This is a genomic window from Skermanella stibiiresistens SB22 (assembly GCF_000576635.1).
Classification (GTDB): domain Bacteria; phylum Pseudomonadota; class Alphaproteobacteria; order Azospirillales; family Azospirillaceae; genus Skermanella; species Skermanella stibiiresistens.
Map to the genome: position 1 here is coordinate 43,971 of NZ_AVFL01000037.1, position 7,604 is coordinate 51,574.

Sequence of the window (7,604 nt, forward strand, 5' to 3'; positions counted from 1 at the left end):
CCTCGATTTGTCTTTTTCGGAGTTTCCCGTCGATGAGATCATCCGCCCGCAAGCGCCTGTCCGGCCTGTTGGCCGTCAACCTGCTGGTTCTGGGCGCCAGCCCGGTCCTCGCCGAGGATGAGCACTGGCGGCTTTTCGTCGCCGAGCATGGTGATCCCGTCGTCCACGCCATCGATCTGGAGAGCGACGCGGCCGTCGGCAGGTTCGACATCAAGGCTCCGGCGAGCCTGTACAAGAGCCATAGCAACCGGACCGTGTTCGCCGTCCAAGGTGACGCCAACCTCGTCACCGCCCTGGGCAGCGGCGTCGAGATCGAGGACCACGGCGATCACAACGACCTCCGCGTCTCGGAGCCGGAGTTGCTGAAGGTGACGGCGACCGGCGGCAAGCCCTCGCATTTCGTCGAGCATGATGGCCGGATCGCGATCTTCTACGATGGCGAGGGCAGGGCCGACATCGTCACCGAACGGCGGTTCCTCGACGGGGCGGAGGACCAGCCGGCCTCGATCAAATCCGCCGCACCCCATCATGGCCTGGCCGCACCCCTGGGCGATCACGTCCTGATCTCGGTCCCGAACCCGGAGGATCCGTCGAAGCGGCCGATCGGGTTGCGGGTCGTGGATTCCGCTGGCGAACAGGTCGGCCCGGTCCATGACTGCCCTGGCCTGCATGGCGAGGCGACCTCCGGCGACCTGCTGGCGATCGGCTGCTCGACCGGCGTCCTGGTCGTCGAGCCCGGCCGCGGCGGCCCGGTCGTCAAGCATCTGGCCTATGGCGCCGACCTGCCGGAGGGCAGCGTGTCGACCCTGAAGGGCGACACGGCGATCCAGTACTTCCTCGGCAATTTCGGACCGGGGGCGGTGGTGCTGATCGACCCGTCGGAAGACCAGGCTATCCGGCTCGTCAAGCTGCCGACCCGGCGCGTCGATTTCGCGGTCGATCCCGTCCGGTCGGAACAAGCCTACATCCTGACGGAGGATGGCCGGCTGCACACCCTGAACATCCTGTCCGGCAGCCTCACCGCCAGCGTCCAGCTGACGCAGCCCTACGGCATGGACGGCCATTGGCGCGATCCGCGTCCGCGTCTGGCTGTCGCGGGTGACGTCATCGCCGTGACGGACCCCTTGAAGGGGCTGATCCGCGTCGTCGACACGGCGACCCTGAAGGAAACCCGGACCATCCCGGTGGCGGGACGGCCCTACAACATCGTCGCGGTCGGCGGGTCCGGCGCCTCGCACTGATCGCCGAGGGGCCAGGCGTCAGGCCTTCTTGACGAACTCCGACTTCAGGTTCATGGCGCCGAAGCCGTCGATCTTGCACGCGATATCGTGGCCATCGGCGCCATCGACCAAGCGGATGTTCTTGACCTTGGTCCCGCCCTTGAGGACGGATGACGAGCCCTTGACCTTGAGGTCCTTGACCACCGTCACGGTGTCGCCATCGGCGAGCGGGTTGCCGTTGGCGTCCCGGATGCCCACGGTCCGCGCGGCATCGGCGCCGGGGTCGAGCGCCGCCGTCCCAGGGTTCCATTCATGGGCGCATTCCGGGCAGATCCACAGCTCACCGTCCTGATAAACGTGTTCGGAGCCGCACTCCGGGCAATTCGATTGAGTTTCCATCATCTTCCTCGTCGCTTTGGCGGCCATCCTAGGGCACAGGCGAGGCGATGGACATGGAAAGCTGCCGCGCGTCAGCCGATGCCCATGACTTCCAGCACGGCGCGGGTGTGCGCCGCTATGGCGTCGGCGGTGGCGTGGCGCCTGGCGGTGACGGCGAGGGCCTGGGCCATGGGGGCGGGCGGGTCGCGGTCGGCATAGACCAGGCCGACGGTATACGCCAGCTCGGGCGAGCGCAGCGGGAGGATGGACAGGTCGGGGTCGGGCGGCATGATCGTCAGAAGCTGGCTCGCCACGATGCTGGAGCACAGGTTCAGCCGGACATGGGTGAACAGGCTGGTCATCGAGTTGGTCTCGATCACCGGGGTGGCCGGGTGGCCGGCCATTTGGAAGGCGGCGTCGGCGATGCGGCGGTTCTGCATGTCGGGGGTCAATTGGCACAGATCCAAACCCGCGGCCTCCGCCCAGGTGACGTGGGCGCGGCCCTGGAACGGGCCGTCGCGTCGGGTCAGCAGGAAGTAGCGCTCGCTGTAGAGCGGCACCATGCGGACATGGCTCAATGGCTCGTTGTCGAGATATGTCACGCCGGCGTCCAGATCGAACTCGTCAAGCTCGCGCTGGATCTCGCGGGAACTGAGCGACAGGATCGACACGGTGGTCTGGGGATGCTCCGCGCGGAACGGGGCCAGCAGATGGGGCACCGCCGGCAGCGCGGTCGGGATGGCGCCGAGCCGGAGCCGGCCGGTCAGGCCCGTGGTCAGGGCGCCCAGCTCCTGCCGCATGCCGTCGCGTTCGGCCAGGATGCGGCGGGCGTATTCCAGGACCTTGTGGCCTTCCGGCGTGAAGCCCTGGAACTTCTGGCCGCGCTCGACGATCGTGACCTCCAGCTCCTGCTCCAGCTGGCGGATCGCGTTGGACAGGGTCGGCTGGGAGATGTGGCAGGCGGCGGCGGCGCGGCCGAAATGCCGCTCGCGCGCCAGCGCCATCAGGTAGACGAACTTGCGGAACATGGCCCGGAGCCCGGGGGCGGGGGTGTCGAGCGCCGGGGCTCAGTCCAGGAAGTCGCCGTGCTGGTCGATGTGCTTGGCCAGACCCAGCGTGTGATCGCGGACCAGTTGTTCCGCCGCCGCCGGGTCGCGGCGCTCCAGCGCGTCGATGATGTTCTTGTGGTCGATGATCGAGCGTTCCGCCCGGTTGTCCTGGCCGATCGTCAGCTTGCGGATCGCCCGCATGTGGATGAACAGGTTCTCCGTGATCTCCTGGATCAGCTGGCAGCCGCTCATGCGGATGATCGCCTTGTGGAAGGCGATGTTGGCGTCGCTGTACTCGTTGACGTGCTCGGCCGGCTTCTTGCCCTCGAAGTCGCTGAACAGCTCGCGCAGCGCCTTGATGTCCGCGTCGCTGGCCTTCTCGGCGGCGATGCGGGCGGCCATGCTCTCCAACGCGGCCCAGACGGTGACCATCTCCATGATCTCGCGCTTGGTCTTGCGGATCACGAAGATGCCACGGCGCGGCTGGGAGCGGACGAAGCCCTCCTGCTCGAGCAAGGTCATGGCTTCGCGGATCGGGGTGCGGCTGACGCCCAGCTTTTCGCTGACCTGACGCTCATCCAAGCGGATTTCCGTCTTGTGGTCGTAGATATCCATCTCCGTGATCGCTTGTTTCAGGGCATGATAGACCTGAGTGCGAAAACTGGTGCTGGTATCCAGCGGCTGAACATTCAACGTCGGACCAGTCATTGACCGTCACCCTCTACTTTTCTGGTTGAGCCGCGCCGCGTTCCGCTTCCAAGGCCATCTTGTTCCACGCCATGCCACGAACCGGGACTGGATCTGGCCGACCGCATTAGTAATACATTATACCCCTAGCGGCATTCCTTCTACCGCTTCATACGCCGCACCGCAATACTCCTACAAGGCGCGGATTGACCCAGGCTTCCGATCGGGCGTGAACCGAAAGTCTGTTGACACACAGTATAATGTATACCAAGATCAAAGCGATTGAAGGCCGGGGAAACAAGGGCTGATAAAACCAATCGGGAGAGACGCTCATGAGGATTTGCATTTTCGGCTCGGGCGCGATCGGCGGTTACATGGGTGTGCGCCTGCACCAGGGCGGCGCGGACGTCAGCCTTGTCGCGCGCGGCGCCCATCTCCAAGCCATGCGGGAGAACGGCGTCAAGCTGATCACCGACGAGGGCGAGGACGTGGTCCATCCCAAGTGCAGCGCCGATCCGGCGGAGCTGGGGCCGCAGGACTACGTGATCATCGCGCTGAAGGCGCATTCCGTCACTGGCGCGATCCCGTCGATCCTGCCGCTGTTGGGGCCGGACACCGCGATCGTCACCGCCGTCAACGGCATTCCCTATTGGTACTTCCACAAGCATGGCGGCGAATACGAGGGCCGGGTGGTCGAGAGCGTCGATCCCGGCGGCCGCCAATGGGCCGAATTCGGTCCCCAGCGGGCGATCGGCTGCGTCGTCTATCCCGCCACCGAGGTGGTCGAGCCCGGCGTGATCAAGCACGTCTACGGCGACAAGTTCAGCCTGGGCGAGCCGGATGGCAGCTCGTCCGACCGCGTCATGAAGCTGTCCGAGGCGCTGACCGCCGGCGGCCTGCGAGCGCCCGTGCTGGACAAGATCCGCGACGAGATCTGGCTGAAGCTGTGGGGCAACCTGTGCTTCAACCCGATCAGCGCGCTGACCCACGCGACGCTGGACGTGATCACCTCCGATCCCGAGACACGGGCCGTCGCCCGTGCGATGATGATGGAGGCGAAGGAGATCGGCGACCGGTTGGGCGTCCATTTCCGGGTCGATGTCGAGCGGCGCATCAATGGGGCCGGCGCCGTGGGGGCCCACAAGACCTCGATGCTCCAGGACCTGGAGCGTGACCGGCCGATGGAGATCGATCCGCTGCTGACCGTGGTCCAGGAGATGGGACGCATGGTCGGCGTGCCGACGCCGACGATCGACGTGGTGCTGGCGCTGGTCAAGCAGCGCGGCGAGATCGCGGGCTGCTACACGCGGACCCGCCAACCCGAGCCGGCCCAGCCGGCGGTGGCGGCGCAATAACGCCCAAGACCAAAAACGCCCGGGACAAGGGCGACCGCCTTTCAATAACCAGGAGGAAATGTCATGAGAGTCGAAGACGTTCTCCGTAAGAAGAACCACCGGATCGTCACCGTCCGCACCGGCGAGACGGTCGAGACCGCCGCCAAGCTGATGAGGGCGGAAAACATCGGCGCGCTGGTCGTCAAGGAAGTCTGCCGGACCGAGGGCAACACCGTCGTCGGCATGTTCTCGGAACGGGATATCGTCCATCATCTGCTGACCCATGGCGCCAAGGTGTTGCAGATGCCGGTCTCGGCCCTGATGAGCCGCAACCTGATCACCTGCGCGCCGACCGACAGCCTGCGGCATGTGCTGACGTTGATGCGGGACCACCATATCCGGCACGTGCCGGTGCTGGACGGCTTCACGCTGGTCGGACTGGTGGGGGTGCGCGACTTCATCGGCATCCGCCTGGCCGAGATGGCCGAGGACGACGAGGCGCTGGCACCAGCGTACGCGCACTGATGGTGTGTTGAACAGGCGGGGCGGGAGCCGACATCCCGCCCCGCCTGTTCACCCTGTTCGGTGATCCCAATTCGAACAACGGCGGACCGGTGCGAGCATGACGACCCTGATCCTCACCCATCCCGACTTCCGCCTGCACGACACCGGCATGGGGCATCCGGAATGTCCGGCCCGGATCGACACGGTCTGGGACGTGCTGGGTTCCGGCGACTTCGCCAAGCTGCCCCAGCGCGAGGCGCCGGAAGCGACGGTGGACCAACTGTCCGCCGTGCACGAGCGCGCCTATGTCGACGCGGTGCTGGCGGCGGTGCCGAGCCATGGAAGGGTCCATCTGGATTCCGACACCGTCCTGTCCTCGACCTCCCGGTCGGCGATCCTACGGGCGTCGGGAGCGGTCTGCGCCGCGGTGGACGCCGTGGTGGCGGGGGAGTTCGACAACGCCTTCTGCGCCGTCCGGCCCTGCGGCCATCACGCCGAACCGGCGCGCGCCATGGGCTTCTGCGTCTTCAACAACATCGCCGTCGGGGCCGAGCACGCCCGCAAGCGGCATGGCGTCAAGCGGGTCGCGGTGGTCGATTTCGACGTCCATCACGGCAATGGCACGCAGGCGATGTTCGAGGACGACGCCGACCTGTTCTTCGCCTCGACCCATGAGTGGCCGTTCTATCCGGGCACGGGATCCAGGGAGGAGCGGGGCAGCCACGACAACGTCGTCAACGTGCCGCTGGCGGCCTTCACCGGCTCGGCGGAGTTCAAGCGCGGCATGCTGGACTTCGTGCTGCCGGCGGTCGAAGCCTTCAAGCCGGACCTGCTGATGATCTCGGCCGGGTTCGACGCCCACCGCCGCGATCCGCTGGCCCACATCAACCTGGAGGCCGCCGACTTCGCGTGGGCGACGCGTGAGTTGATGACGGTGGCGCGGCGTCATTGCGGCGGCCGCATCGTCTCGGTGCTTGAGGGCGGCTACTCGATGGATGGTCTGGCGGAAAGCCTGGCCGCCCACATGCGGGAACTGATGGCGGCGTAAGCTTCGGATTTCATTGGTTTTCTTGACCGCGGTCGGCGAACGGCCGCGGCGACGGCCCCTCCATGCCCAAAATCCTGGTCCAGTGCCGGGGGCATGGAGCAAGAACAAGCATCAAGGGAGCGGCACCTCATGAAGATAGCAATCCCTCGGGAAAGGCGCGGCTCCGAGCGGCGGGTCGCGGCCTCTCCCGACACGGTCAAGAAATACAAGGCCCTGGGCGCCGATGTCGTGGTCGAGAGTGGGGCCGGCGACGGCGCGTCGATCCCCGACCAAGCCTTCGCCGACGCCGGGGCGGAGATCGCGCCGGACGCGGCGGCGGTCTATGCCGACGCCGACGTGATCCTGAAGGTGCGGGCGCCGCTGACGGCGGGCGAGGGCGACATCGACGAACTGGCGCTGATCAAGCGCGGCGCCGTGCTGGCCGGCATCCTCAACCCCCACGGCACACGCGATCTGCTGCCGCTCTACGCCGAGGCCGGCGTGACCGCGCTGGCGATGGAGTTGGCGCCGCGCATCACCCGGGCGCAGTCGATGGACGTGCTGTCCAGCCAAGCCAACCTCGCCGGATACCGGGCCGTGCTGGACGCCGCCTACGAGTTCGGCCGGGCCTTTCCCATGATGATGACGGCTGCCGGCACCGTGCCTCCCGCGCGGGCCCTGATCATGGGCGTCGGCGTTGCCGGGTTGCAGGCGATCGCCACCGCCAAGCGGCTGGGCGCCGTGGTGTCGGCGACCGACGTGCGGCCGGCGGTCAAGGAGCAGGTCCAGTCGCTGGGCGGCACCTTCGTCGCGGTCGAGGACGAGGAGTTCAAGCAGGCCGAGACGTCGGGCGGCTACGCCAAGGAGATGAGCGCCGACTATCAGGCCAAGCAGGCCGCCCTGATCGCGGAGACGATCCGGAAGCAGGACATCATCGTGACGACAGCGCTGATCCCGGGCCGCCCGGCGCCGCGTCTGGTCACCGACGCCATGGTCGCGACCATGAAGCCGGGCGCCGTGATCGTCGATCTGGCGGTCGAGGCGGGCGGCAACGTCGAGGGCTCGGTCGCCGGCGAGATCGTGACGCGGCACGGCGTCAAGATCGTCGGCCATACCAACGTGCCGGGCCGCATCGCGGTCGACGCGTCGATGCTCTACGCCAAGAACCTGCTGGCGCTGATGAACCTGTGCTTCGACGCGGAGAAGCGGTTCGCCCTGCCGTGGGACGACGAGATCATCAAGGCGGTGACGCTGACCCGCGACGGCGCCGTGGTCCACCAGACCTTCGCGCCCGCCCCATCATCCTCTCCCCAACCCGCCAGCGTGGGAGCGTGAGCCCATGGCCGAACACAGCTTCTTCATCACCGGGCTGACGGTCTTCGCGCTGGCCTGCTTCGTCGGGTAC

Annotated in this window: 8 protein-coding genes; 5 read left to right on the forward strand and 3 right to left on the reverse strand. The window is 67.0% G+C overall.

The annotated features are described in order from the left end of the window. Positions 1-32: 32 nt before the first annotated feature. Positions 33-1,241, forward strand: coding sequence for a zinc metallochaperone AztD (aztD, locus tag N825_RS30675; RefSeq protein ID WP_037460164.1), 1,209 nt, complete (start codon positions 33-35; stop codon positions 1,239-1,241). A gap of 18 nt (positions 1,242-1,259) precedes the next feature. Here aztD and N825_RS30680 read toward each other — a convergent pair whose 3' ends face one another. The 3 genes from N825_RS30680 to N825_RS30690 form a co-directional block, all read right to left on the reverse strand. Next, entirely contained in the window at positions 1,260-1,619 is a 360-nt protein-coding gene (locus tag N825_RS30680; protein ID WP_037460194.1) for a zinc ribbon domain-containing protein YjdM, read from the reverse strand. Positions 1,620-1,690: 71 nt separating this feature from the next. After that, a complete protein-coding gene (locus tag N825_RS30685) occupies positions 1,691-2,626 on the reverse strand; it encodes a LysR family transcriptional regulator (protein WP_037460166.1) in 936 nt (311 codons plus the stop codon). 39 nt (positions 2,627-2,665) lie between these two features. After that, on the reverse strand, positions 2,666-3,355 hold the full coding sequence (locus N825_RS30690) for a GntR family transcriptional regulator (RefSeq protein WP_037460168.1): 690 nt from the start codon (positions 3,353-3,355) through the stop codon (positions 2,666-2,668). A 311-nt stretch (positions 3,356-3,666) separates the two neighbouring features. On the opposite strand from N825_RS30690, the gene N825_RS30695 reads away from it, so the two are divergent. The 4 genes from N825_RS30695 (at position 3,667) to N825_RS30710 (ending at position 7,534) form a co-directional block, all read left to right on the forward strand. After that, positions 3,667-4,689 (forward strand): 2-dehydropantoate 2-reductase, encoded by a 1,023-nt coding sequence (locus N825_RS30695; RefSeq protein WP_037460172.1) that lies wholly within the window; start codon positions 3,667-3,669, stop codon positions 4,687-4,689. 63 nt (positions 4,690-4,752) lie between these two features. Continuing rightward, positions 4,753-5,193 carry a CBS domain-containing protein gene (locus N825_RS30700; RefSeq protein ID WP_037460173.1) on the forward strand — a complete coding sequence of 147 codons (441 nt, stop codon included), beginning with the start codon at positions 4,753-4,755 and terminating at the stop codon, positions 5,191-5,193. A 97-nt stretch (positions 5,194-5,290) separates the two neighbouring features. Further along, positions 5,291-6,220 carry a histone deacetylase family protein gene (locus N825_RS30705; protein ID WP_037460175.1) on the forward strand — a complete coding sequence of 310 codons (930 nt, stop codon included), beginning with the start codon at positions 5,291-5,293 and terminating at the stop codon, positions 6,218-6,220. Positions 6,221-6,349: 129 nt separating this feature from the next. Then, positions 6,350-7,534, forward strand: coding sequence for a Re/Si-specific NAD(P)(+) transhydrogenase subunit alpha (locus N825_RS30710; protein ID WP_037460176.1), 1,185 nt, complete (start codon positions 6,350-6,352; stop codon positions 7,532-7,534). The last annotated feature ends 70 nt before the right edge of the window (positions 7,535-7,604 follow it).